Source organism: Janthinobacterium sp. CG_23.3, from assembly GCF_046115965.1.
Classification (GTDB): domain Bacteria; phylum Pseudomonadota; class Gammaproteobacteria; order Burkholderiales; family Burkholderiaceae_D; genus Janthinobacterium.
Map to the genome: position 1 here is coordinate 43,721 of NZ_JBJXIB010000001.1, position 22,665 is coordinate 66,385.

Consider the following 22,665-nt stretch of genomic DNA (forward strand, 5'->3'; position numbering starts at 1 on the left):
TGCGTTGCCCGAATCGAGCGGGCAGGCGCCGCAGTAGCCTTGGTTTGGCGACGTGGAGATTGGAAAACGTTGGGTTGGCGGAATGGCGATCAGGGAGCGTCGGGGCGCGCCGCGCAGATGTCGAGGACCAGGCCGCGCAGCCAGCGATGTGCCGGATCGGCGTCCAGCCGTGGGTGCCAGAGCAATGAAATGCTGATTTCCGGCGCCGCGACGGGAAGGGCGAAGCTGTGCATGCCGGCGCGCAGGTTGTCGGTGTAGCGTTCGGGAACGCTGGCGACCAGCTCGCCGGCCCGGGCCAGCGCCAACGCCGCCGAAAAGCTGCCGACAATCGTGGCGATTTGCCGTTCCAGCCCGAGCGCCAGCAAGGCTTCGTCTATTTGTCCCTTGTCGAGTCCGAGTCGCGAAACGCTGATGTGGCGGCCCGCCGCATACAGCGCGGGCGTGACGGCGCCCTGGCTCAGCGGGTGGCCGGTGAGCACCACGCCAATGAAACGGTCGCGGAACAAGGCGCGCGCGCGTACTTCCGGCCCGGTCGCCTTGCCCACCACGCCGGTCTCCAGGTCGACGCTGCCGTCGCGCAGGGACGCGCTGTCTTTGTTCGTTTTCTGCACAAAACACAGGCGCACGCCCGGCGCTTCCTCGCCGACGCGGGCGATCAGCGCCGCGCCGAAGTTTTCGACGAAGCCTTCGCGGGTACGCAGCGTAAACGTTCTGGCGAGCTGTTTCAAGTTGAGCTTCTCGGCAGGCCGGAGTACCGCTTTTGCATCTTCGACCAGCTGGCTGACGCGCTCGCGCAGCTCGATCGCCCTGGGTGTCGGAACGAGGCCGCGTCCGGCCCGGACCAACAGCGGATCGCCGGTGGTCTCGCGCAGGCGCGCCAACGCGCGGCTCATCGCCGACGGGCTAAGGCGCAGCCGCTGGGCTGCGCGCGCAACGCTGCCTTCGGCGAGCACGGCGTCTAGAGTGATCAATAAGTTCAAATCCGGTGTCGACATGCGGCAATTTTAACGTAGATTGTTTTGGGATGGCGTCAGACGCACGAATACAGTGCAAATGCTGCGTCTTCCGCTATGTCAAGTCAGAAGGCATGATGTGCTTAGCTCCATTTCGAGAGTTGTCAAATAAGCGGAGGTCATGTTGAAACCCATCAATGCAAAAGCCGATGAGGTGCCAGAGGGAAGCGCGGCACTCGCTCCCACGGTGCGCTGGGCGTTGGTCAGCCTTTCCCTATCCATGTTGCTCTCCTCGCTAGGCATCAGCATTGCCAATGTCGGTTTGCCGACGCTGGCGCAGGCGTTCAACGCCTCCTTCCAGCAGGTACAGTGGGTCGTGCTGGCCTATCTGCTCGCCGTCACCACCGTGATCGTCAGCGTTGGAAGGCTCGGCGACATCACCGGGCGCCGGCGCTTGCTGCTGGCCGGTATCGCTCTGTTCACGCTGGCCTCGGCGCTGTGCGGCTTCGCCCCCACGTTGCCGCTGTTGATTGCCGCCCGCGCGGTACAGGGCCTTGGCGCGGCCACCATGATGGCCCTCACCATGGCCTTCGTCGCCGAGACAGTACCGAAGGCAAGGACCGGTAGCGCCATGGGGCTGCTCGGCACCATGTCGGCGATAGGCACGGCGCTCGGTCCCACGCTCGGCGGCACGCTGATCGCCGCACTGGGTTGGCCGGCCATTTTCTTCATCAATGTGCCGCTGGGCATCGTGGCGCTGCTGCTCGCGCAGCGCTTCCTGCCGGATGACCGCCGCGCGCCGAAAGCGCAGCGGCCCGGCTTCGACCATGTGGGTACGCTGCTGCTTGCGCTGACGCTGGTGGCCTATGCGCTTGCCATGACGACCGGGCGCGGTAGTTTCGGCGCCATCAACGTGGCGCTGCTGGCCGCCGCCGTCTGCGGCGTCGGCCTTTTCGTGCGCGCCGAGTCGACGGCCGCGTCGCCGTTGATCCGCCTGGCGATGTTCGGCAATCCGGTGCTGAGCGCGGGCTTCGCCATGAGCGCCCTGGTGACGACCGTGGTGATGGCGACGCTGGTGGTCGGCCCGTTCTACCTGTCCGGCGCGCTGGCGCTCGACACCGCCCGGGTCGGGCTGGTCATGTCGTCCGGTCCGATTGTCGCCGCACTGACGGGTGTGCCTGCCGGCCGCGCGGTCGACCGCTTTGGCGCGCGGCGCATGACTATCGCCGGGCTCGTCGCCATGGCGCTCGGTTGCGCCGTCCTGCCCATGCTGCCGACGCGCTTTGGCGTTCCCGGCTACATGGGCCCGCTCGTCGTCGTCACCGCCGGCTATGCGCTGTTCCAGGCTGCCAATAATACCGCCGTCATGACGGATATCCGCGCCGACCAGCGCGGCGTCGTATCCGGCTTGCTGAACCTGTCGCGCAATCTTGGGCTGCTCACCGGCGCGTCCGTGATGGGCGCCGTGTTCGCGCTCGCTTCGGCGACGGGCGACATGCTGGCGGCGCCGCCGGAGGCGCTCGCCAACGGCATGCGTATTACCTTCGCCGTTGCCGCCGCGCTCATCGTTGGCGCCCTCGCTATCGCCGCCTTTAGCCAGGCGCTGTCGCAGCGCGCCGCTGCGCCACAATGTGGCCGGGAGGACGTGAATGGCCCTCGGTAAATACAGTGGCGCTGCGATCGTTCTGATGGTCTGGGCCGGTGCCGCCGCTGCCCAGAGCATCGCACCGAGCAAGGCGATGCCGCTCGGTGGCGGGGCATCCTTGAGCTTGAGCGCTGAGGCGCGCTTGCGCTACGACAGCTACGAGAATGGCCAATCGACGAGCGGCAATGATTATCGGCAAGGGTTGCTGCGCGGCGTTGCGGGCGTTGATTTTCGCTGGAACCCCGCCTTGCGCGTCTATGGCGAGCTCGCCACGGGCCAGGTGGCGGGCCGCCGCGACGCCGCTACCGCCAATTTTCAGAACGACGCTTCGTTGCAGCAATTATTCGTCGACACAAGGGGAAATCTCGGAGCGGCCGTGGTGGGCGTAGCGATCGGGCGCCAGGAGTTTGCCGACGGACCGCGACAACTGATTAGCTTGAGCGACGGTCCCAATCTCCATCGCAGCTGGAACGGCGCGCGTTTCTACGCCAACGGTGAGCAGGTTCGGGTAAACGTTTTCGAGCTACGCGCAACGCGGCTGCTGCGCGGCGCCTTCGACGAGGAGATCAACGGCGTCGAACGCCTGCGCGGAATCAATGCCAGTCTGGTCGTCGCATCCGGTGGCGGAGCCAACACCTATCTTGACCCGTTCTGGATTCACAGCGAAAACCCGCACTTGCGCTTCGCCGGCCGCGTCGGTCTGGATGACCGCGACACCGTTGGCGCGCGCCTGTGGGGCCAGCGGGGCGACTTGCGCTTCGACTGGACACTGGCGCACCAGAGCGGCAAACACGTGAATCGCGACCTCGATGCCTGGGGCCTGTTCGCGGTGCACAGCCTGGCGCTCTCCAACGAGGGCTGGAAGCCCCGCCTGACGGCGCATATCGACCTCGCCTCCGGTGGCCGCGCCTCCGGCAGCGCCACGCTGAAGGGCTTCAACCAGCTCTATGCCAGTTCCAATTATCTCGGTGAGGGGCAGTTCCTCAGCCTGAGCAACCTGTTGATGCTTGCGCCGGGATTGGCCGTCTCGCCTACGCCACGGAGCAATCTCTCGGTCGAGTATGGCTTCGCGCGGCGGCTGAAGGAGGGCGACGCGGCCTATGCAGGCGGAATGCGCGCCTATGCGGGTAGCCAGGACGTCCCGGGCCGCGAAATCGGCGGCCTGTTGCGCGCCGTCGGGACCTGGTCGGCCAGCGACCATTTGACCTTGTTCTTAAATGTTGAGCGCCTCGTGGCCGGCGACGTGCTCAAGCGCGCGCGATACCCGTCGGGCGGCTACGCCTATATCGGCGCGACCTGGCGGTATTGAAGTCCGTGTTTAAACCGCCAAGTTGTTAATGTCTATGCGGGCCGTTTTGGCGATGTCGAAATGCCGGTGGATGTCCTCGATGGCCAAGTCCATCGCCGCCACGAACATGCTCATCACCGCGGTCGTGCTGTAGCCGGCGCGCTGGTACAGGCAGGTATGCAAGTGGGCGCCGGAATCGACCAGCCCGCGCCACGCCAGCGTGCCGTTGGCCACCTCCAGCGCGACGTTCTCGGGAATCAGAAAGCCGACGGCCTTGCCGCGCGCCACCAGGGTGCGCGCCATCGCCACCGAATTGGTCTCGACCACCGGGCGGCCGCGGCTGGCCAGGCACGGCTCGATGTGGCTGGCAACGCTGCTCAATTCCATATCCTGTGCCATCAAGGCCAGCGGGTAGTCTAGGCAATCGCGCAGGCGCAGCGGCGTCGCTTGCGCCGCCAACGGATGGCCGGGCGCCGTCACCACGCCCAGCCGCTGCGGCCAGGCCCGCACTTCCACCACGCCTGGCGGTGGAACGGGACGCCGCAGGCAGTAGGCGACGTCGACCTCGCCGTTGGCGACCCAGCGCAGTAGCGTCTCGCCGTTGCCGGAGCGGACGTTGTAGCTGAGTCCGGGGTGGCTGTCCATCAGGCTGCCGATGATCTGGGGAATCAGGTTTTCGGCCGAGGAATGCGATACGCCGAGGTTGACGTGGCCGCGCCGCAATTGCCGCAAGTCCTCCACCTGGGCCAGCGCGTTGTCGAAGTCGCGCTGGCTGCGGCGCACCGCCGCGAGCATGATGTCGCCGGCGGAACTTAACTGCATGCCGCTCGGCACCCGGTCGAAAAGCGGCACGCCGACCATTTTTTCCAGGTTCAAAATCTGCTGGTTGACCGCCGCCGCCGTCAAATGCAGGGACGCGGCTGCCTTGCGCACGGAACCGCGTTGGGCGACTTCATCGAAACAGCGAAAGGATTGGCAGATGGCGGGCATGGGTCGTGTCAGAAATTTTTTGACACTCTATCATAAATTATCAGCTATTCCTGACGCCGTGGCGGGACCTACAATTTGCCGGACACCTCATCCCACACCACAGCAGGAGTACGCAATTGAACAGCACCGTCGACCAAATTACCCAGCGCCGCCGCGGCGTCGGCTTGATTGCCCATGACGCCGCGCTCAGCGCCGGCGGCTACACGCTGATCGCGCCGCAGACCGACAACGGCAACGTCTACCTGATCGACATCGGCGGCAGCGTCGTCCATCAATGGAAAATGCCGCTGCGCCCGGGCCGGGCCGCCGTCATACTGCCGAACGGCAACCTGGGCTATAACGGCAATCACGCCGACTCGGCGGAGCGCTACCCGGCATGGTCGTTGTGGCACGGCGGCGATTTTTCCGAAGTGACGCCGGACGGCGAGGTGCTCTGGCACTACCAAGACCCCAGCCACCACCACGACGCGCGCTGGCTCGCCAACGGCAATTTGCTGTACGCCGCCTGCGCGCCGTTGCCGGTGGAGTTCGCCGGGCGGCTCATTGGCGGCAGCGCGCTGGCCGAGGGCGCCAGCAGCTACGGCGACGTGATCCGCGAAGTCAACCGCGCCGGCCAGATCGTTTGGGAATGGAAGGCATGGGAGCATCTGGAACCGGGCGACTTTCCGATCGACCCGGGCTTCGCCCGCAGCCATTGGCCGCTGGTTAACGGACTCGACGTGACGGCGCAGGGTTTGGTGCTGATGAGTCTGCGCACAACGTCCGGCATCATTGGCGTCGACAAGGCCAGCGGCAAGCCGGCGCTGCACATTCCGGCCGGGGTGGTGTCGCACCAGCACGCGCCGCAGGCCCTGTCCAACGGGAATATCCTGACTTTTGACAACGGCAACTTCCGCGCCGGCAAACATGTGGCGTTTTCGCGCGTACTGGAAATCGATCCGGCCAGCAACGCCGTGGTCTGGTCGTACACCGACGAACTGGTCAACGCCTTCTATTCCGCCTATATGGGTAGCGCCCAGCGCCTGCCCAACGGCAACACGCATATTACCGAGTCGGCCACCGGGCGCCTGTTCGAAGTCACCCCCGCCGGCGAGGTGGTCTGGGAGTACGTGATTCCCTGGTTCGCCGAATATCCGGACGAGGCGGCGCGCAAGTATGTGCCGGGGCGGCAAAACAGCGTGTTCCAGACCTTCCGCTACAGCCGCGAGCAACTGCCGTGGCTTGCCGCATGAAGCGGCTCGCCATCGCCGTCGCCATTGCCGGCGTGCTCGTCGGCGCGCCCGCCGCCGCGCAGCAGTTGGCGCCGCCGCAGCAGGTCAAAATCCTGCTGAACTGGTTCGCGCAGCCGGACCATGCCGGTTACTGGCAGGCGCAACGGGACAAGCTGGGGCGCGCGGACGGTATCGCCATCAGCGTCGTGCAGGGCGGCCCGAAAATCCAGACCATCCCGCAGGTCGCCGCCGGCCAGGCCGAGTTTGGCATCGGCAATGCCGACGACGTGTTGCTGGCGCGGCTGCGCGGGGCGCCGGTGCGCGCCGTGTTCGCCCATCTCGACCATGTGCCGTATGCGCTGGTGTACCACGCCGGCGCGGCGGAGGCGTCGATCCAGCAGCTGCGCCAGCGCACCTTTTCGGTCAACATCGGCAGCGCCTACTGGGAATGGGCCAAGAAGCAATACCGGCTCGGCGCCACGCGCGACATTCCGGTAACGGGCGACTTGGGTCTGTTTCGCAGCGATACGAACATCGTGCAGCAAGGATATTCGCTGTACTTGCCGGCGCGCATGGCGGCCGCCGGCGTGCCGGTGCGCCAAATCAAGCTGGCGGCGCTGGGATACCGGCCCTACGCCGTGCTGTTTACCACCGATGCGATGATCAAGAACAATCCGGCGCTGGTCCGGGCCACCATCGCCGCGGTGCGGCAGGGTTGGAGCACCTACCTGCGCCAGCCGGACGGCGTCAAGCCGATGCTCACGACCATGAATCCGCAGATATCGCCGGCGCTCTACGATAGCGCCAGCAAGGAAATCCGCGCCACGCTGGCGCCGGCCGACCTCGGCCAACTCGGTTGCATGAGCCCGGCCCGCTGGCGCGAACTGGCCGCGCAACTGCGCAGTGTGCATTTCCTGCCGGCGGGCTTTGACGAGTCGCTGGCTTACGACCGCAGCTTCATTGCCGGATGCCCGACATGAGCGGCGGGGCGGAAATTGTCCTGTCGGGCATATCGAAGCGCTACGATACCGGCGTCGACGCGCTCGCCGACATCGACGTCACGCTGCGCGCCGGCAGCTTCACGTCCATCGTCGGCCCGTCCGGCTGCGGCAAGTCGAGCCTGCTGCGCATCGTCGCCGGCCTGGTCGCCCCCAGCAGCGGGCATTGCCGGCGCGGCGACGGCGCGCAGCCGGCGTTCGTTTTCCAGGAGGCGGCGCTGCTACCGTGGCGCAACGTCGAGCGCAACGCCCAATTACTGATGGAACTGGCGGCTTGCCGGCCCGAGCAGATGCGGCAACGCGTCGCCGAAGTGCTGCAACTGGTCGGACTGGCCGGTTTCGAACGGGCTTATCCGCACCAGTTATCGGGCGGCATGCGCATGCGCCTGTCGCTGGCGCGCGCGCTAGCCTTGCGGCCCGACCTGCTGTTGCTCGACGAGCCGCTGGCGGCGGTCGACGAGTTGACCCGCGACGTGCTGCAGGAAGAGTTGTCGCGGATGTGGCGGCAGGGCGGCTTTACCGGCGTGCTGGTCACCCACAATGTGCACGAGGCGGTCTACTTGTCGACCCGGGTGTTGGTGATGTCGCCGCGACCCGGCCGCGTCGTCGACGTGATCGACGTGCCGTTCCCGTTCCCGCGCGCGCCGGAGCTGCGCGCCACGCCGGCGTTCGCGCAATTGACGGGGCGGGTCAGCGCCGCCCTGCGCCAACCCACCACTATATAAGAAGGCGCCCATGCTCCACCGTCCCCCTTCCGCCGCCGCACTGGCCGCCCACGTTTTGCCGGCGCTAAGCGTGGCCGTGCTGGCCTTCGGGCTATGGCAACTACTCAGCAGCACCGTCTACCAGGGCAGGGGCTATCTGCTGCCCGCGCCGCTTGAGGTGGCGGCGGCGGTCGGCGAGCACGCCGGCGTGCTCGCTTCTGCAACCTTGGCGACGCTGAAGGAGGCGCTGTTCGGCTACGCGCTGGCCGTCGTGCTCGGCGTCGCGCTGGCCGCGCTGATGAGCCAGTCGCGTTTGATCGAGCGCAGCATCTATCCGTACGCGGTGCTGCTGCAAACCGTGCCGGTGGTGGCGGTCGCGCCCTTGATCGTGCTCTGGTGCGGCTACAACGAGCGCTCGGTGGTCTTGATCAGCCTAATCATGTCGTTGTTCCCCATCGTCAATAACACCTTGCTGGGGCTGCGCTCGACGTCGCGCAATCTGACCGAGCTGTTCGCACTGCACGGGGCCAGCCGCTGGACGGTGTTTCGCAAGCTGCGCCTGCCGGCGGCGCTGCCGCACACCATCGCCGGGCTGCGCATCTCGGCCGGGCTGTCGGTGGTCGGCGCCATCGTTGGCGAATTCATCATCGGCTCGGGCAACGAACAGGGCGGCCTGGGCGTGCAGATTGTCTTTGCCCAGGGACGAATGTATACCGCGCTGCTGTTTGCCGAGGTGATCGCGGCCACCATGCTGGGTTTCCTGCTGTTCGCCACGGTCAGCGGCGCCGGCCGCCTGCTGCTGCGGCATCGGGATGAACCCAGCGCCGGGTAGCTGGAATATGACAGAATGGCGGAATGCCGTCAAAATACCCGCCCCCAGTTTCCACCACCAGCCTGAACGTTCCGGTCAACACGGCGGCGCTGCCGGTTGACGCCGAGAGCGCCGCCCGCCACCGCGCTTTGCTGGCCGCCGCCACGTCGGACAACACCCGCCGCGCCTACCGCTCGGCGGTCCGGCACTTCCAGCGGTGGGGCGGCGCCTTGCCAAGCGACGAGGCCAGTCTGATCCGCTACCTGCTGGCCTGCGCCGGCGAACTCAATGCGCGCACCATCGCGCTGCGGCTGACGGCGCTGTCGCAGTGGCATGTGCACCAAGGCTTTGCCGACCCGGCCTCGACGCCGACGGTGCGCAAGACGCTGGCCGGCATCCGGCGCGTGCACGGCAAACCAAGACAGAAAGCCAAAGCGCTGCCGCTGGAAGACCTGGAATTGATCGTTGCGCAACTGGCCGGCCTCGACACCTTGAAAGCCAAGCGCGACAGCGCCTTGTTGCAGGTCGCTTACTTTGGCGGCTTCCGGCGCAGCGAAATCGTCAGCCTCGACGTGTCGCATCTGGCGTGGGAGCGCGAGGGCCTAGTCATCACGCTGCCGCGCTCGAAAACCGACCAGCAAGGGGAGGGCATTGTCAAGGCGATACCGTTTGGCGAGGGCGCCTGCTGCCCGGCCCGGGCGCTGCGGGTCTGGCTGGCGGCGGCCGGCATCGCATCGGGGCCGCTGTTTCGCCCGCTGAATCAATGGGGGCACCTGGGCGAACGCGCGCTTGGCGAAGGCAGTGTCAACGCCATCCTGGAAGCCGGCGCCACGCTGGCGCTGCTTGACTACGTGCCGCAACTGTCGAGCCACAGCCTGCGGCGCGGCATGGCCACCAGCGCGCACCGCGCCGGCGCCAGCTTTCGCGATATCAAGCGCCAGGGCGGCTGGCGCCACGACGGCACCGTCCACGGTTACATCGAGGAAGCCGCGCAATTCGAGGAAAACGCCGCGCTGAGCCTGTTGCGGCGGCGGCCGGTAAAAGTTGGCTGACATAGCCAAACCAAGGGCAAGGGCTTGCCGGCGACGTGCCTATTCCGTTTTTTGCAACAGCAGTTGCCAATAGCCGACGTCGATCCAGCGGTCGAATTTGCGGCCGACGTCCTTGAAATGGCCCACTTTTTCGAAGCCGAGTCTTTCATGCAGCGTCACGCTGGCGCTGTTCTCCAGGGAGATGCCGCCCAGCACCGTATGGACCCCGAGAGTGCGCAGGCGTTCGATTAAGGTTTGGTACAGGCGCGCGCCGATTCCCAGTCCCGGGTGCCGGTGCGACACGTAAACCGTGCTTTCGACTGAAAACCGGTAGGCGCTGCGGGCCCGCCACGGCGTGGCGTAGGCGAAACCGGCGACGCGGCCGTCGTCCTCGCAGACATACCAGGGCAGGCTTGCGGACACATCTACGATGCGTCGCGCCATTTCCTCGTCCTCGACCGGGACCTCCTCGAAGGTGATGGTGCTGGTGCGAACGTAATGGTTATAAATTGCACAAATGGCGGGCGCGTCGGCGGGGGTCGCAAGTCGAATCATGGTGGTGATTGGCGGCGGTCAGAGAGCGTTATGGCGATGGAACACCGCCGTGCCGGAGTGGCGAAATTGCTAATAGTTACAATAATAATACAGCGACGAAAAACGTGGCGCAGCCCTGCCGAAGGTCGGCGCCACAGCGTTGCTTGGCAAACGCGGCGGCATCCGCGTCCGCCAAATGCTAGCGTCGATTCTGTCTAATAGCTGTTGCGGCCCGCCATGACGCCGCCGTCGACATCCCACACCGCGCCGGTGATCCCGGAGGCGTCATCCGACAGCAGGAAGGCGACGGCGCGCGCGACGTCCAGCGGCGTGCCGATGCGGCCCAGCGGATGGAAGGAATTGAAACCCTGCAGGGCGGCGTGTACTTGCTCTTTCGCAATAAAAGCCTCGTAGACTGGCGTTTCCACCACCGCCGGCGAGACCGCGTTGACGCGGATGCCCTTGTCGGCCAGTTCCATCGCCGCGTGCTGGGTCAGCGCGTGGATGCCGGCCTTGGCCATGGAGTAAGCGGACGACGGCGTCGCCGCAATCGCTTGCTTGGCCCACATTGAGCCGATGTTGACGATCGCGCCCGGCTGCGCCGTCGCAACCAGGTTGGCGGCCACGGTTTGCGTGATGAAAAACAGTGCGCGGTTCAGCGCGTGATAGGTGTCGAAGTCGGCCGGCGTGTGCTCCAGATAAGGTTTCGGACTGAATACGCCGGCGGCGTTCACCAGCAAATTGACGTCGCGGTGCTCGCTGCGCAGCGCGGCCAGCAGACGGCTCAGGTCGGCGTCATTGGCCAAGTCGGCAAGCAGGGTCTCGACCCCGCCCAGTTCGGACAGCTCGGCGCGCGCCGCCGCCGCCTTGTCGGCGTTGCGCCCGACCAATACCACGGCGCCACCGCCTTGCAGGACCAAGCGTGCCGTGGCCAAGCCGATGCCGCTGGTGCCGCCAACGACAAGTAATTTTTTCCCGGGAAAAATGCTGTTCATGATTTCTTTCTCTACCTACTAGTTGGTAGGATATGATTGCAAAAAAATGCCGGCGCAAGCCGGCGACTATGCCGGCCTTACGCCAGCAAATTCGAAATATAGGTCTGCCCGGCGGCGGCGGGGCTGCCGTCCGAGCCAAGTCCGCGCCCGACCAGCATCGCCCCTTCCAGCACGGCCAGCAGCGCGTAGGCTTGCTCTTTCGCACCGCCGCGCAGGCGCAAGGCGCCGGCCGCCGCGCCCAGTTCCATGGTCTTGACCAGCCAGGCCAGGTTGAACTGGAAAAAGCCGCGCACTTCCAGCGCCACGTCGGCCGACAGCGCGTCGGCTTCCGCGCCGAGAATGCCGCACAGGCACAAACGGCGCTCGTTTTGGTAGGTTTGCGCAAACAGTTCGGCGTAGGCCAACAGCCGCGCGCCGGCGTCCTGGTGGCGCGCGTCGATTTGTTCGAGCAGCGCGCCGAAGGTGTGGGCGTAACGCTGCACGACAATGCGCACCAGTTCGGCCTTGGTGGCGAAATGGTGGTGGATGCTCGGCTTCTTGATGCCGACTTCGCGGGCGATATCGTCGTACGAGAAGCCGTTGTAACCATGCTGCTGGATCAGCGCCTGGGCGACGTCGACCAACCGCTGCGCCGTTGCCGAGATGTCTGAAAAGTGCCTCATCGCTGCCGCTCCATGTTTGCCTGCCCGGTCCATATACCTACTAGTTGGTAGGTAGTGTATGGACTTATCGCGCCGGTGTCAAGAAAACGCGGGCATTGTCCCGTGTACGGCTCAACACAAGTGGGTAGATATTGACGAAGAGCATGGATCAGGGGTTACAAAGCGGCTGAGCAATGGTAATGTGTTAATTCCGACCACACACTACACGGTACGGGAATAATTTTGCCAAAAATAATGCCTCAGAAATCCACCATGCCGCAGATGTATCCACCCGCCCCATGAGAGTCGACTCCCTGCTCAAGTTGCGCAACCTGTTCCCCGTCGTCGCGGCGGCCGTGCTATTCGTGCTGCTGGTCATGTCCACCTTCGTCGCCCACGTCTTGATCAAAAGCCAGCAACGCTACTACGACAGCGCCGAGGAAACCTCGCGCAACCTGTCGATTGTGCTGGAAAACTTCCTGCACTCGCACTTCCAGGAAGTCGACCTGACGGTGCGCCGCGCCGCCGAGGAATTCCGCACGCTGCACCAGCAGGGCCGTTTCACCGACGCCGGTTTCAGCGCCTATCTGCGCTCGCTGAAGGAGCGCGTACCGGAGGCCCGCTCGATCCGCGGCTCGGACCGCGACGGCCTGGTGATCTACGGCGAGGACGTCGACCTGGCCAAACCGCAAAGCCTGGTCATCCGCGAGTTTTTCCAGCGCGCCAAAACGGAGCGGGAGCTGATTTTCGGCGTGCCGGTCAAGTCGCGCATCACCGGCGAGTGGGTGTTGCCGGTCATGTACGCATTGACCTTGCCGGACGGCAGCTTCGGCGGCACCGTCTACGTCAATATCAACAGTGCGCGCATCACTGAATTGTTTTCGTCGCTGAATACCGGTGAACACGGCGTCATCACGCTGATCGATTCGCGACGCCGCGCGCTGCACCGCTTTCCGGAAGCCAAAGGCGGGCCGCGCGCCGATGGCGTCGTCAAGCTGTCGCCGGCGACGCTGGCGGTGCTGGCGACGGGCCAGCGCCGCGCGACCTACACGACCACCAGCGGCGTCGACGGCCAGCGTCGCGTCTACAGCCTGGGGAAGATCGGCAACTACCCGGTGAACGTGTTGGTCGGCCTGTCCGAGGCGGATTTCCTGGCGCCGTGGCGCAAGGAAGTGCGCAACGCCGCTTTTTTCCTGGTCGTGCTGGTCGGGCTGGCCGTCGCCTTGTTGTTGGGCGTGCGCCTGGCGCTGCGGCGCCAGTACCAGGTGCTCGATCAACTGATGCAAAAAGATGCCGCGCTGAGCGGTTCGGTGTCCGCGCTGACCGAGTCCGAGACGCGCTGGCGCTCGCTCACCGAGGGCCTGCCGCAAATGGTCTGGACCGCCACGGCGCAGCGCCGCGTGGATTTCCTCAGCCACCACTGGCACGACTACACCGGCATCGGGTCGGCGCAACTGCTGGCCGGCGGCGGCTGGTCCGGCGCGGTCCACCCGGAGGACCGCGGGCGGGTCGCCGCCGCCTGGGACGAGGCCGCCGCCGGCGCCGCCCAGTTCCGCTGCGACTGCCGGCTGCGCCGCCACGACGGCGCCTGGCGCGTGTTCGACAACTACGCCTTGCCGCAGAAGAACGCCGACGGCGCCGTCCTGTGCTGGGTCGGCAGCAGCACCGACATTACCGAAGCGCGCGAGGCGCACGACGCCTTGCTGGCGGCCAAGGAGCAAGCGCTGAGCGCCGGCCGGGCGAAATCGGAATTCGTCGCCAATATGAGCCACGAGATCCGCTCGCCGATGAACGCGGTGTTGGGCATGCTGCAACTGTTGCAACAAACGCTGCTCGACTACCGCCAGCGCGACTACGCCGCCAAGGCCGAGTCGGCCGCGCGCTCGCTGCTGGGCCTGCTCAACGACATCCTCGATTTTTCCAAGGTGGAGGCGGGCAAGCTGACGCTCGACCCGCACCCGTTCAGCATAGACAAGCTGCTGCGCGACCTGGCGGTGGTACTGTCGGCCAACGTCAGCGGCAAGGATATTGAGGTGCTGTTCCGCATCGACCCGGCGCTGCCGGACTGGGTCGTCGGAGACGGCCTGCGCCTGCAGCAGGTGCTGTTGAACCTGGCCGGCAACGCCATCAAATTCACCGAGCGCGGCGAAGTGCTGCTGTCGGTGCAACTGCTGGGGCGCGGCGACGCCGGCCTGTCGATCGGCTTCGCGCTGCGCGACACCGGCATCGGCATCTCGGCCGAGCATTGCCAGCGTATCTTCGACGGCTTTTCGCAGGCCGAGGCGTCAACCGCGCGGCGCTACGGCGGCACCGGACTGGGCCTGGCCATCAGCCAGCGCCTGGTGCGCTTGATGGGCGGCACCCTGCGCGTTGAGAGCGTGGCGGGGCAGGGCAGCACCTTCGACTTCGCCCTCGACTGCCAGCCGGCCACGCCCCCCGAGCCGGCCGAGGCGGTCGACCCGGCCATGCTCAAGCGGCTCGACTGCCTGGTGGTGGACGACAATCCCTGCGCCCGCCAGGTGCTGACGGAAATGGCCGGCTCCTTCGGCTGGCGCGTCGACGCGGTCGAGGACGGCTACGCCGCGCTGGGCGCGGTGGCCGGGCGCGGCGCCGAGCGGCCCTACGACGTCGTCATCGTCGACTGGCGCATGCCGATGCTGGACGGCTGGGAAACCAGCAAGCGCATCCGCCAACTGACGCCGGCGCACACCACCCCGCTGATCGTCATGGTGACCGGCCACGACCGCGAAGTGCTGGCGCAAAGGCAAGACCAGCTCAGCCTGGTGCTGGACGGCGTGCTGGTGAAGCCGGTGACGGCGTCGATGCTGTTCGACGTCGTCGCCGACGCCAAGCTGGGCCGGCGCCAGTTCGACCGCACCGGGCCGGTGCCGTCGGCGCAGCCGCTGGCGGGGCTGCGGCTGCTGCTGGTGGAAGACAACCCGAGCAACCAGCAAGTGGCCTACGAGCTGCTGAGCAACGAGGGCGCGCAGGTCAGCGTCTGCGGCGGCGGCCAGGCCGCCATCGACGCGCTGCAACGGGGCGGGCCGGCCATGGACGCGATCCTGATGGACATCCAAATGCCGGACATGGACGGCTACGCCGCCACCCGCGCCATCCGCGACCTGTTGGGCGCCCAGGCGCCGCCGGTCATCGCCATGACGGCCAACGCCATGGCGGCCGACCGCGTCGCGGCGCTGGCGGCGGGCATGGTCGACCACGTCGGCAAACCGTTCGACCTGGGGCAACTGAGCGACGTGATTCTGCGCCACGTGCGGCGCCGCGATGGCGTTGCCGCCGCCGCCGCGCCGGCGTTCGGTGCCGTTATCGACCCGGTATTCAAACCATTTTTCGAGCATGTTGAAAGCTTTGAACCATTCGTGCCATTCGACCGGGCCGAACCGGCGCAGCCGGCAACGCCGGAAGCGGACGAGGGGATAGCGCTGAACAGCGCGGCGGCCGTGCGCCGCATGGCCGGCAACACCAAGGTGTATTTAATAGCGCTGCGCAGCTTCGCCGGCGAAGCCCGGCGGCACGCCGAACTGCTCGCGGCGGCAACGTCCGCGCAACAAGCCGCCGCCGCGCTGCCCCTGCTGCACACCTTGAAAGGGCTGGCCGGCACGGTCGGCGCCGAACAACTGGCCGGTCTGGCCGGGCACGCCGAACACGCCTTGCGCAGCGCCGACGACGACGCCGTCCGCTGGGCGGCGGTCGGCGCGGTGCTGGCGGCGTGCCCGCCGGCCGCCGACGCCGTCGATAAACTCGTCGCCAGGTTCGCGGCCGCCGCGTATGCGTCCGAGCTGGCGAGCCGGCAACGCTGACGATCAAGCCCCCCCCGGGGGGGGGGGGGGCCGGGTGTGCGCCGTTGGTTCTAAGCCAACCAGCGGCGTTCAACATACGCTTGCCCGGCGCCCGTCATCCCGCCGCACTCACCAAATCGCCACGCTTTCCACCCGCGACTCAGCTAAAACAGCAACATCGATTGACGAAAACTCGTTCCTCTGTTCAACTGTTTAACGCAGGCAAGATTCTTCAACCATGGCTTGCCGAACCGGGGAGTATGAAATGGTGAAAGCAGAACTGTCGCGCCGCACGTTCCTGAAAGCGGGCGTGGTCGCCGGCGTCGCGGTGTATGTGGCGCCGTTCGGCGACGAAGCCTTCGCCGCGCTGTTCGAGGAAAAGATCCTCACGCCGATCGCCTGGGACGGCAAAAACGGCCAGGTCAAATTCCGCATCGACGGCATCGCCAAGGTCAGCGGCGCCAAAGTGTTCGCCCGCGACATCCGCGCCCGCGACATGCCGCACTGGCCGCAGCAACAATCGCACGCCTTCATGCTGCGCACCACCAAGGCCGACCGCAGCTACGACGGCTTCGACCTGGCCCTGCTGGGCGCGGACTTGCAACCGGACCGGGTGGTGACGGCGGAAGACCTGGCCCGCGACGGCGTCGAATTCCCGGCCTTCTACGGCAGCGACATGCTGCTGCCGGTGGGGAAAACCCCGGCCTACCTAGGGCAGGCGGTCGCCATCCTGATCTTCCACGACTTCGCCCGCTTCCGCTTCGCCAAGGACGCGCTGCAATTCAAGGACGGCGTGATCCGCTACGGCGCGCCGACGCCGCCGCTTGCGCGCGATCCCTGGGGTACCTTCCGCTTCGTGCGGATCGGCGGCGCCAGCCCGGCCGACGAGGACACCTTTTCCAGCCTGAAAAACGCCATGGTGTTCCCCAGCATGATGCGCAAGCAGCAACCGGTCTGGCCGGACGGCGTCGAACACGGCAAGCTAGGCGAACAAGGCATGTTCTACGCCAAGCAGATCAAGGACGAACTCGACAAGCCGCCGGCCAACTGGCTGGTGCTCGAACGCGACTACAGCACCCAGTCGGTCGACACGGCGGCGCTGGAACCGGACAACGCCAACTGCTGGTACGACGGCGCCAGCCAGACGCTGCACATGGTGGTGCCGACGCAGTCGCCGCAAGAGGTAGTGGAGAGCGCGATAGAAATGCTCAAAAAGGGTAAATTCCCCCTCAAGAAGCTTTTTCTACATCCATGTTACACCGTCGGCTATGGCTCCAAGGACCACTATAATTTCCCCTTCTACGGCCTGTTGACGGCGCTCTACACGGACGGCAAACCGGTGCGCCTGGCCAACGACCGCTACGAGCAATTCCAAAGCGCCATCAAACGCCACGCCTTCCAACTGCGCTACCGCATCGCGGTCGACCGCGACAGCGGCCTGCTGCAATCGTTCCAGGGCAGCTTCGAGGCCAACGGCGGCGGGCGTTGCAACTTTTCGCCGTCGGTGGCGATGGTTGCGGCGACGTCGGCGCAGTCGATCTATTATTTCCCCAAGAACGATTTCACGGCCGTGGCGATTGCCTCGCGCGCGGTCGACGCCGGCTCGGCGCGCGGCTACGGGACGCTGCAGAGCATGGCCGCGACCGAAATGATGATCGACGAGTTCGCCGCCAAACTGGGCCTGGACGCGATTGATTTCCGCCTCAAAAACGCGTTGCGCTCGGGCATGAAAAACAGCCAGGGGGCGATCCCCGCCGGCGCCGTGCGGGTCGACGAGGTGTTGCAAAAAGCCCGAGTCCATCCACTGTGGACCGGCCGCGCCAAGCAAAAACTCGCCTTCGAGGCGGCCAACCCCGGTAAGCGCTACGGCGTTGGCTTCGCCTGCGTGCAAAAAGACTTCGGCACCGGCGCCGAAAGCTCCTTCGCCAAGGTCGAGGTCGGCGCCGACGGCGCCGTCGCGCTGTGGCACAGCGGCACCGAGATCGGCACCGGCATGTCGACCTCCCAGGCCATCGCCTGCGCCAAGTGGCTGGGCAAGCCGGCCGGCGCGGTCCAAACCTCGATCGTCGAGTGGCCCGACCTGCCGGTGCAAAGCAGCGGCGACCCGTATATGTTGAGCCAGCCCGAGCAAGACAAGCTGGCGGCCAATCCGCGCTGGTCGCCAACCTATTCGTCGCCGGCCAGCGCCACCAACTCGGCCTATTACTTCACGCACAGCACGCGCGAGGCGGCCCGCGCGGTGTTCATGTACGGCCTGTGGCCGGCGGCGCTGGCGATCTGGAGCCAGGGCATCGGCGGCGGCCAGGCGGCGCCGCTGGTGTTGCGGGTCGAGGACGCGCGCTGGGTCGACGGCAAACTGTCGGCCGGCGGGCTGCAGGCTTTGCCGCTGGAGCAACTCGCCGCCAAGGCGCACGCGCTGGGTCTGGTGACCGGCGCGGTGGTGCACGTGTTTAACCGCTGGCAATGGACCGAAGCCGAGTTCGACGTCGGCGGCGCCGTTGTGCGCCTGCCGGTGGACGGCTTGTCGCTGCGCTACGGCGGCGCCTACCGCGTGCTCGACCGCAAGCGCGTCTTCATGCCGCCGGTGCAGCGCAACAACGCCGGCGTTACCTATTACAGCGCCGTCGGCACCCTGGTCGAACTGGCGGTGCACGAGGCCAGCGGCAAAGTCGACTTGCTCAGCCACCACTCGATTATGGAATGCGGCAGCATGTTGTCGCCGCAACTGGTGTCGGGCCAGTTGCAGGGCGGCTTGGCGATGGGCATCGGCCACGCGCTGCACGAATTCCTGCCGCTGTACGAGGACGGCCCCGGCGACGGCACCTGGAACTTCAACCGCTACCATGTGCCGCGCGCCAGCGACGTCGCCGTGTGGAAGCAAAGCGCCGACGTGCTGCCGCCGCTGACCGACACCGACCCGCCCAAAGGCATCGCCGAAGTCGTCATGATTCCGGTGGTCGGCGCCATCGTCAACGGCATCGCCCACGCCATCGGCCACCGCTTCACGGCCTTGCCGGTGACGCCACAACACATCCAGGAGGTGCTGGCATGAGCATCCATAGCAAACCCCTCAGCCTGCAAATCAACGGCAAGCCGGTCGGTCCGGTGTCGGTGCCCGAAGGCTTGATGATGATTGACTTCCTACACGAATACCTCGACCTGACCGGCTCGCGTCTGGGCTGCGGCCAAGGCATCTGCCACGCCTGCGTGGTAATTCTCGACAAGCCGGACGGGACCAGCGAGGAGGTGCGTTCCTGCATCACCGGGGCCCTCTTCTTCGACGCAAAGAAGGTAAGGACCGTGGAAGGGCACGCGCGCCGCAACGACAAGGGCGAGGTGGTGGCGCTGTCGCCGGTCCAGCAAAAGTTCCTGGAGCATTACAGCTTCCAGTGCGGCTACTGCACGCCCGGCTTCGTCAACGCCGCCACGGTGTTGCTGGAGCGGCTCAAGCGCGCGCCGGTGGCCAGGGACCAGGTCGAGCACGCCATCACCGCGGCGCTGGACCCGCACATATGCCGCTGCACTGGCTATGTGCGCTACTTCGAGGCCGTCAAGGAAGTGGTGCTGGGCACGCCCGGGCTGGTGAAGGAGTCCAAGTGATGGGAAAATTACCCTATATACGGGCGCTGACCGGCGCTGTCGCCGCCGCCGCGCTGGGCGGCGCGCTGTTGTCCGGCTGCGAACGGCCGGCGGTGGCCGCGGCCGCCGCGCCAACGGCGGCCAGTGCCGGTGGCGCCGAGCAGCTCAAGCGCGGCCGCTACCTGGCCAAGGCGGCCGACTGCGCCGCCTGCCACACCAGCGCGGGCGGCGCGCCGTTCGCCGGCGGCGTCGAGCTGAAGTCGCCGTTCGGCACCTTTTACGGCACCAACATCACGCCGGACAAGGAAAACGGCATCGGCAAATGGAGCGCCGCCGAGTTCTACCGCGCCTTGCACGACGGCGTTACGCCGGACAAGCACCTGTATCCGGCCATGCCCTACACCTCGTACCGCTCGATGACGCGGGAAGACAGCGACGCCATCTACGCCTACCTGATGCAAACCCGGCCGGTGGCGCTGAAAAGCAAGGACGCCGACCTGAGCTTCCCGTACAACATGCGCTTTGGCGTGCGCTTCTGGAACATGCTGTTCCTCGAGGATAGCCTGCCCGACGCCTCCATCGGCGCCTCGGCCGCCTGGCAGCGCGGCCGCTACCTGAACAACACCCTGGGCCATTGCGCCGAATGCCACACGCCGCGCGGCATGCTGGGCCAGCTGGACTTGTCGAAAACGCTGAGCGGCAACGTGCTGGCGCGTATCGGCGCACCCGACATTACGCCGGCCGGCCTGGCCGCCGCCGGCTGGACCGGGCCCGACCTGGCCTCCTTCCTCGGCACCGGCGTCGCGCCGCAGGGCTCGGCGTATGGCGAAATGTTCGCCGTGGTCCACCTGAGCACGCAGTACCTGGTGCCGGCCGACCTCGCCGCGATGACCACCTACTTGCTCGGTGACAAACCGCTGGCGCCGCAAGCGCTGAAGCCGGTGGCGGTGGCGGCGGCCGAGCTGGACTCCGGCCGGAACCACTATATCGCCGTGTGCGCCGGCTGCCACGCGGTTGACGGCGGCGGCAAGCCGCACGTCGCCGTCGCCATGCGCGGCAACACCACCGTGCGCAGCGCCGACCCGCACAATCTGATCGCCGTGATACTCGACGGCATCGAGGCGCAACACTTCGGCGCCAAGGAGAACATGCAGGACATGCCCGGCTTCGCCGCCACGCTGAGCGACAAAGACATTGCCGACCTGAGCAATTTCATGCGCATGAGTTGGGGCGGGCAGGGCACCAAGGTCAGCGAGGGCCAGGTGACAGCCTTGCGTGCGCAGGCCGGCGGCCACCATTAGGCTACAAATAGGTAGACATCCGTTTCCACTGTGGGTAAGCTGCGCGGTTTGCTATCTGAATAATATTATGGAATTGAAACCAGTGGGCGTAAATGAACTCGATTTGGCGTATCAGGAAACTTGCCGCAGCGCGTTGAATGCCGAACAAACCAGGAGCCTGGCCGAAACGGATCATTGGAAACACGTCGACCGCGGCCAGGTCCACGCGGACTGGGACGCCCTCTACAAACGGATTTCGCCATTGATCGGCAGCGCCAGCCCCGCCGACGCCGCGGTGCAGGCACTGCTTCACGAGCACTACCAGATTGCTTGCCGTTTTTACACGCCGAGCAAACTGGCCTACATTGGCATGGCCCTGTTCTACGATGAAAATCCCGCGATGAAGGAGTTCCACAACGCCTACCATCCACAAATGGTGGCGTTTTTGGGCGCTGCGATGCTGGTCTACGCGGCACAGAAATTGTCTGCGTCGGCATAAGCGTCGGGTTACGGCGTTTCGGCGATATGTTTTGGCATCCGGGTTCCGACCTGCCGATTTATGATCGGGTTACTCACAAACAGGAAGGACATTGCCATGCATATCAACACCGCCTTAATTCATCTGGGCCGAGACAGCGCCGCGGCGGCCAACGCCGTCAATCCGCCACTGGTGCGCGCATCGACCGTCGCGTTCGGCACGCTGCGCGAGTTCAAACAATCCTACCAGGGGTTGGTGTTCGACACGCCGCGTTACGGACGCTCCGGCACGCCAACCACCTTCGAGTTGCAAAGAGCGATGGCGAAGCTGTGCGGCGCGGAAACCTGCCTGGCCACCGCCAGCGGCTTGGCGGCGCTCACCGCCGTGCTCAGCGCGCATGCCGGCCCTAAGCAACACTTGTTGGTAAGCGAGGGCGTATACGGCCCGGCCCGTGTCTTTTGCGAAGAAGTGCTGGCCGGGACCGGTTGCCGCGTCGAATTTTTCCCTGCGCAGGCCGATATCGGCGCACTGCTGCGCGACAACACTAGCCTCGTGCTGATCGAAACCCCGGCCTCGCTGACCATGGAGATGCTCGATGTGCGCGCCATTTGCGCCGCGGCCCACGCCAGGAAGGTGCTGGTGGCGGCCGACTCGACCTGGGGCACGCCGCTGTTTTTCGACGCCCACAAGCTTGGCGTCGACATCTCCATCCACGCCGCGACGAAGTATATCGGCGGACATTCGGACTTGATGCTGGGATTGATCACCGGTTCATTGACGGCGCTGGCCGCCACCCGCGCGTACTGCGACCGCAGCGGCGGCCACGCAGCGCCCGATGTGTGCTGGCTGGCACTGCGCGGTCTGCGCACGCTGGGCCTACGCATGCAACGCCACCAGGAATCGGCCATGTCGCTGGCCCTGTGGTTGCAATCGCATGCCGCGGTGCGCCGCGTGCTGTATCCCGCGCTGCCGTCCGATCCCGGGCACGAATTATGGTGCCAGCAATTTTCCGGCGCGGCCGGGCCGTTCACGTTTGAGCTGAACCTGTGCGACGAAGCGCAGTTCGAACGTTTTATCGACGGGCTTCGGCTGTTTACGCTGGGAACCAGCTGGGGTGGTTTTGAAAGCCTCGTCATGCCGGCGCTGTCGCATCGGCTGCGGGCGCAGGAGGCGTTGCCGGACGATGGCCGCCTGGTCAGAATCCATGTCGGTCTGGAAGATGCGCGCGACCTGCGCGAGGATTTGGCGCAAGCCTTTGAGAAGGCAGCGATGCCGTCCGCGCGAGCCGGATAATCGCCGCCGATTGCCCGGCGGCGCGCGACGGGATCGTTCGGGCATTTACTTCACCGAAAAGCGCACGTTGGCGGTTTTCTTGTCGGCAAACGCGATCGCCGCCACGGCCTTGGCGCCGGCGACCAGCCCGGCGTTGCCTTTGACAAGCAGCGTGTTGCCGCCGCCCGGTTCCAGCGGCAATTCGGTTTTCTGTCTGCCTTTGAGCACCGTCAGCGTGCCGGTCGCGCCGGCCGTTGGCAGGTCTTTGCCGTGGTCGCCGATATAAATCGTGGTCTTGCCGTCCTTGTCGACCAGCTCGTAGGTCAAGTCGTTGGCGCTTTGCACGATGCCGCCGTGCTTGGCCTTGGCGCCGTGGGCCAACGCTTGCCCGGACAGGGCGACGGCGGCGGCCAGTGCCGCCAGTGTTAACAGTTTTTTCATTGCAATCTCCAATTATG

At 66.0% G+C, this 22,665-nt stretch carries 19 protein-coding genes; 13 read left to right on the forward strand and 6 right to left on the reverse strand.

Annotation, left to right across the window (positions count from 1 at the left end):
• Positions 1–89: 89 nt before the first annotated feature.
• The gene (locus tag ACFDR9_RS00130) at positions 90–995 is read right to left on the reverse strand and encodes a LysR family transcriptional regulator (protein WP_409029641.1); all 906 of its coding nucleotides are present in this window, start codon (positions 993–995) and stop codon (positions 90–92) included.
• 139 nt (positions 996–1,134) lie between these two features.
• On the opposite strand from ACFDR9_RS00130, the gene ACFDR9_RS00135 reads away from it, so the two are divergent.
• On the forward strand, positions 1,135–2,616 hold the full coding sequence (locus ACFDR9_RS00135) for an MFS transporter (RefSeq protein ID WP_409029642.1): 1,482 nt from the start codon (positions 1,135–1,137) through the stop codon (positions 2,614–2,616).
• Positions 2,603–3,907: an alginate export family protein gene (locus tag ACFDR9_RS00140; protein ID WP_409029643.1), complete on the forward strand. Its 1,305-nt coding sequence runs from the start codon at positions 2,603–2,605 to the stop codon at positions 3,905–3,907. Before ACFDR9_RS00135 ends, ACFDR9_RS00140 begins: the two co-directional genes overlap by 14 nt.
• A 9-nt stretch (positions 3,908–3,916) precedes the next feature.
• Here ACFDR9_RS00140 and ACFDR9_RS00145 read toward each other — a convergent pair whose 3' ends face one another.
• Positions 3,917–4,876: a LysR family transcriptional regulator gene (locus ACFDR9_RS00145; protein ID WP_409029644.1), complete on the reverse strand. Its 960-nt coding sequence runs from the start codon at positions 4,874–4,876 to the stop codon at positions 3,917–3,919.
• A gap of 116 nt (positions 4,877–4,992) precedes the next feature.
• Here ACFDR9_RS00145 and ACFDR9_RS00150 point away from each other — a divergent pair, with 116 nt between their 5' ends.
• The 5 genes from ACFDR9_RS00150 to ACFDR9_RS00170 are packed head-to-tail and all read left to right on the forward strand — an operon-like array spanning position 4,993 to position 9,652.
• Entirely contained in the window at positions 4,993–6,108 is a 1,116-nt protein-coding gene (locus tag ACFDR9_RS00150; RefSeq protein WP_409029645.1) for an aryl-sulfate sulfotransferase, read from the forward strand.
• Positions 6,105–7,067, forward strand: a complete 963-nt coding sequence (locus tag ACFDR9_RS00155) for an ABC transporter substrate-binding protein (RefSeq protein ID WP_409029646.1) — start codon at positions 6,105–6,107, stop codon at positions 7,065–7,067. The genes ACFDR9_RS00150 and ACFDR9_RS00155 overlap by 4 nt, the downstream gene beginning before the upstream one ends.
• Positions 7,064–7,810 (forward strand): ABC transporter ATP-binding protein, encoded by a 747-nt coding sequence (locus ACFDR9_RS00160; protein ID WP_409029647.1) that lies wholly within the window; start codon positions 7,064–7,066, stop codon positions 7,808–7,810. The genes ACFDR9_RS00155 and ACFDR9_RS00160 overlap by 4 nt, the downstream gene beginning before the upstream one ends.
• A gap of 10 nt (positions 7,811–7,820) precedes the next feature.
• Complete coding sequence (locus ACFDR9_RS00165) at positions 7,821–8,621, forward strand: ABC transporter permease (protein WP_409029648.1); 801 nt, start codon at positions 7,821–7,823, stop codon at positions 8,619–8,621.
• 23 nt (positions 8,622–8,644) lie between these two features.
• Positions 8,645–9,652, forward strand: coding sequence for a site-specific integrase (locus tag ACFDR9_RS00170; protein WP_409029649.1), 1,008 nt, complete (start codon positions 8,645–8,647; stop codon positions 9,650–9,652).
• A 39-nt stretch (positions 9,653–9,691) separates the two neighbouring features.
• On the opposite strand, the gene ACFDR9_RS00175 is transcribed toward ACFDR9_RS00170, so the two are convergent.
• The 3 genes from ACFDR9_RS00175 to ACFDR9_RS00185 all read right to left on the reverse strand — a co-directional run bounded on the left by ACFDR9_RS00175 (position 9,692) and on the right by ACFDR9_RS00185 (position 11,822).
• Positions 9,692–10,186: an arsinothricin resistance N-acetyltransferase ArsN1 family B gene (locus ACFDR9_RS00175; RefSeq protein WP_409029650.1), complete on the reverse strand. Its 495-nt coding sequence runs from the start codon at positions 10,184–10,186 to the stop codon at positions 9,692–9,694.
• A 194-nt stretch (positions 10,187–10,380) separates the two neighbouring features.
• Positions 10,381–11,160 carry an SDR family NAD(P)-dependent oxidoreductase gene (locus ACFDR9_RS00180; RefSeq protein WP_409029651.1) on the reverse strand — a complete coding sequence of 260 codons (780 nt, stop codon included), beginning with the start codon at positions 11,158–11,160 and terminating at the stop codon, positions 10,381–10,383.
• Positions 11,161–11,237: 77 nt separating this feature from the next.
• Positions 11,238–11,822 (reverse strand): TetR/AcrR family transcriptional regulator, encoded by a 585-nt coding sequence (locus ACFDR9_RS00185; protein ID WP_409029652.1) that lies wholly within the window; start codon positions 11,820–11,822, stop codon positions 11,238–11,240.
• Positions 11,823–12,100: 278 nt separating this feature from the next.
• On the opposite strand from ACFDR9_RS00185, the gene ACFDR9_RS00190 reads away from it, so the two are divergent.
• The 6 genes from ACFDR9_RS00190 to ACFDR9_RS00215 all read left to right on the forward strand — a co-directional run bounded on the left by ACFDR9_RS00190 (position 12,101) and on the right by ACFDR9_RS00215 (position 22,228).
• A complete protein-coding gene (locus tag ACFDR9_RS00190; protein ID WP_409029653.1) occupies positions 12,101–15,619 on the forward strand; it encodes a response regulator in 3,519 nt (1,172 codons plus the stop codon).
• Positions 15,620–15,863: 244 nt separating this feature from the next.
• Positions 15,864–18,650, forward strand: a complete 2,787-nt coding sequence (locus ACFDR9_RS00195; protein WP_409029654.1) for a xanthine dehydrogenase family protein molybdopterin-binding subunit — start codon at positions 15,864–15,866, stop codon at positions 18,648–18,650.
• Complete coding sequence (locus ACFDR9_RS00200; RefSeq protein WP_409029655.1) at positions 18,647–19,198, forward strand: (2Fe-2S)-binding protein; 552 nt, start codon at positions 18,647–18,649, stop codon at positions 19,196–19,198. The genes ACFDR9_RS00195 and ACFDR9_RS00200 overlap by 4 nt, the downstream gene beginning before the upstream one ends.
• The gene (locus ACFDR9_RS00205; protein WP_409029656.1) at positions 19,198–20,478 is read left to right on the forward strand and encodes a c-type cytochrome; all 1,281 of its coding nucleotides are present in this window, start codon (positions 19,198–19,200) and stop codon (positions 20,476–20,478) included. The genes ACFDR9_RS00200 and ACFDR9_RS00205 overlap by 1 nt, the downstream gene beginning before the upstream one ends.
• Before the next feature lie 67 nt (positions 20,479–20,545).
• Entirely contained in the window at positions 20,546–20,956 is a 411-nt protein-coding gene (locus ACFDR9_RS00210; RefSeq protein WP_409029657.1) for a TipAS antibiotic-recognition domain-containing protein, read from the forward strand.
• Between the two features lie 96 nt (positions 20,957–21,052).
• Positions 21,053–22,228 (forward strand): trans-sulfuration enzyme family protein, encoded by a 1,176-nt coding sequence (locus ACFDR9_RS00215; RefSeq protein ID WP_409029658.1) that lies wholly within the window; start codon positions 21,053–21,055, stop codon positions 22,226–22,228.
• Between the two features lie 45 nt (positions 22,229–22,273).
• Here the strand turns inward: ACFDR9_RS00215 and ACFDR9_RS00220 are convergent, their stop codons facing one another.
• Positions 22,274–22,648: a hypothetical protein gene (locus ACFDR9_RS00220; protein WP_409029659.1), complete on the reverse strand. Its 375-nt coding sequence runs from the start codon at positions 22,646–22,648 to the stop codon at positions 22,274–22,276.
• Positions 22,649–22,665: the final 17 nt, after the last annotated feature.

Excerpts from the sequence above, each read along its gene's own strand:
- ACFDR9_RS00130 (WP_409029641.1), bottom strand. The coding sequence starts at position 995 with ATGTCGACACCGGATTTGAACTTATTGATCACTCTAGACGCCGTGCTC.
- ACFDR9_RS00135 (WP_409029642.1), top strand. The coding sequence starts at position 1,135 with ATGTTGAAACCCATCAATGCAAAAGCCGATGAGGTGCCAGAGGGAAGC.
- ACFDR9_RS00140 (WP_409029643.1), top strand. The coding sequence starts at position 2,603 with ATGGCCCTCGGTAAATACAGTGGCGCTGCGATCGTTCTGATGGTCTGG.
- ACFDR9_RS00145 (WP_409029644.1), bottom strand. The coding sequence starts at position 4,876 with ATGCCCGCCATCTGCCAATCCTTTCGCTGTTTCGATGAAGTCGCCCAA.
- ACFDR9_RS00155 (WP_409029646.1), top strand. The coding sequence starts at position 6,105 with ATGAAGCGGCTCGCCATCGCCGTCGCCATTGCCGGCGTGCTCGTCGGC.
- ACFDR9_RS00160 (WP_409029647.1), top strand. The coding sequence starts at position 7,064 with ATGAGCGGCGGGGCGGAAATTGTCCTGTCGGGCATATCGAAGCGCTAC.
- ACFDR9_RS00165 (WP_409029648.1), top strand. The coding sequence starts at position 7,821 with ATGCTCCACCGTCCCCCTTCCGCCGCCGCACTGGCCGCCCACGTTTTG.
- ACFDR9_RS00170 (WP_409029649.1), top strand. The coding sequence starts at position 8,645 with ATGCCGTCAAAATACCCGCCCCCAGTTTCCACCACCAGCCTGAACGTT.
- ACFDR9_RS00175 (WP_409029650.1), bottom strand. The coding sequence starts at position 10,186 with ATGATTCGACTTGCGACCCCCGCCGACGCGCCCGCCATTTGTGCAATT.
- ACFDR9_RS00180 (WP_409029651.1), bottom strand. The coding sequence starts at position 11,160 with ATGAACAGCATTTTTCCCGGGAAAAAATTACTTGTCGTTGGCGGCACC.
- ACFDR9_RS00185 (WP_409029652.1), bottom strand. The coding sequence starts at position 11,822 with ATGAGGCACTTTTCAGACATCTCGGCAACGGCGCAGCGGTTGGTCGAC.
- ACFDR9_RS00190 (WP_409029653.1), top strand. The coding sequence starts at position 12,101 with ATGAGAGTCGACTCCCTGCTCAAGTTGCGCAACCTGTTCCCCGTCGTC.
- ACFDR9_RS00195 (WP_409029654.1), top strand. The coding sequence starts at position 15,864 with ATGGTGAAAGCAGAACTGTCGCGCCGCACGTTCCTGAAAGCGGGCGTG.
- ACFDR9_RS00200 (WP_409029655.1), top strand. The coding sequence starts at position 18,647 with ATGAGCATCCATAGCAAACCCCTCAGCCTGCAAATCAACGGCAAGCCG.
- ACFDR9_RS00205 (WP_409029656.1), top strand. The coding sequence starts at position 19,198 with ATGGGAAAATTACCCTATATACGGGCGCTGACCGGCGCTGTCGCCGCC.
- ACFDR9_RS00210 (WP_409029657.1), top strand. The coding sequence starts at position 20,546 with ATGGAATTGAAACCAGTGGGCGTAAATGAACTCGATTTGGCGTATCAG.
- ACFDR9_RS00215 (WP_409029658.1), top strand. The coding sequence starts at position 21,053 with ATGCATATCAACACCGCCTTAATTCATCTGGGCCGAGACAGCGCCGCG.
- ACFDR9_RS00220 (WP_409029659.1), bottom strand. The coding sequence starts at position 22,648 with ATGAAAAAACTGTTAACACTGGCGGCACTGGCCGCCGCCGTCGCCCTG.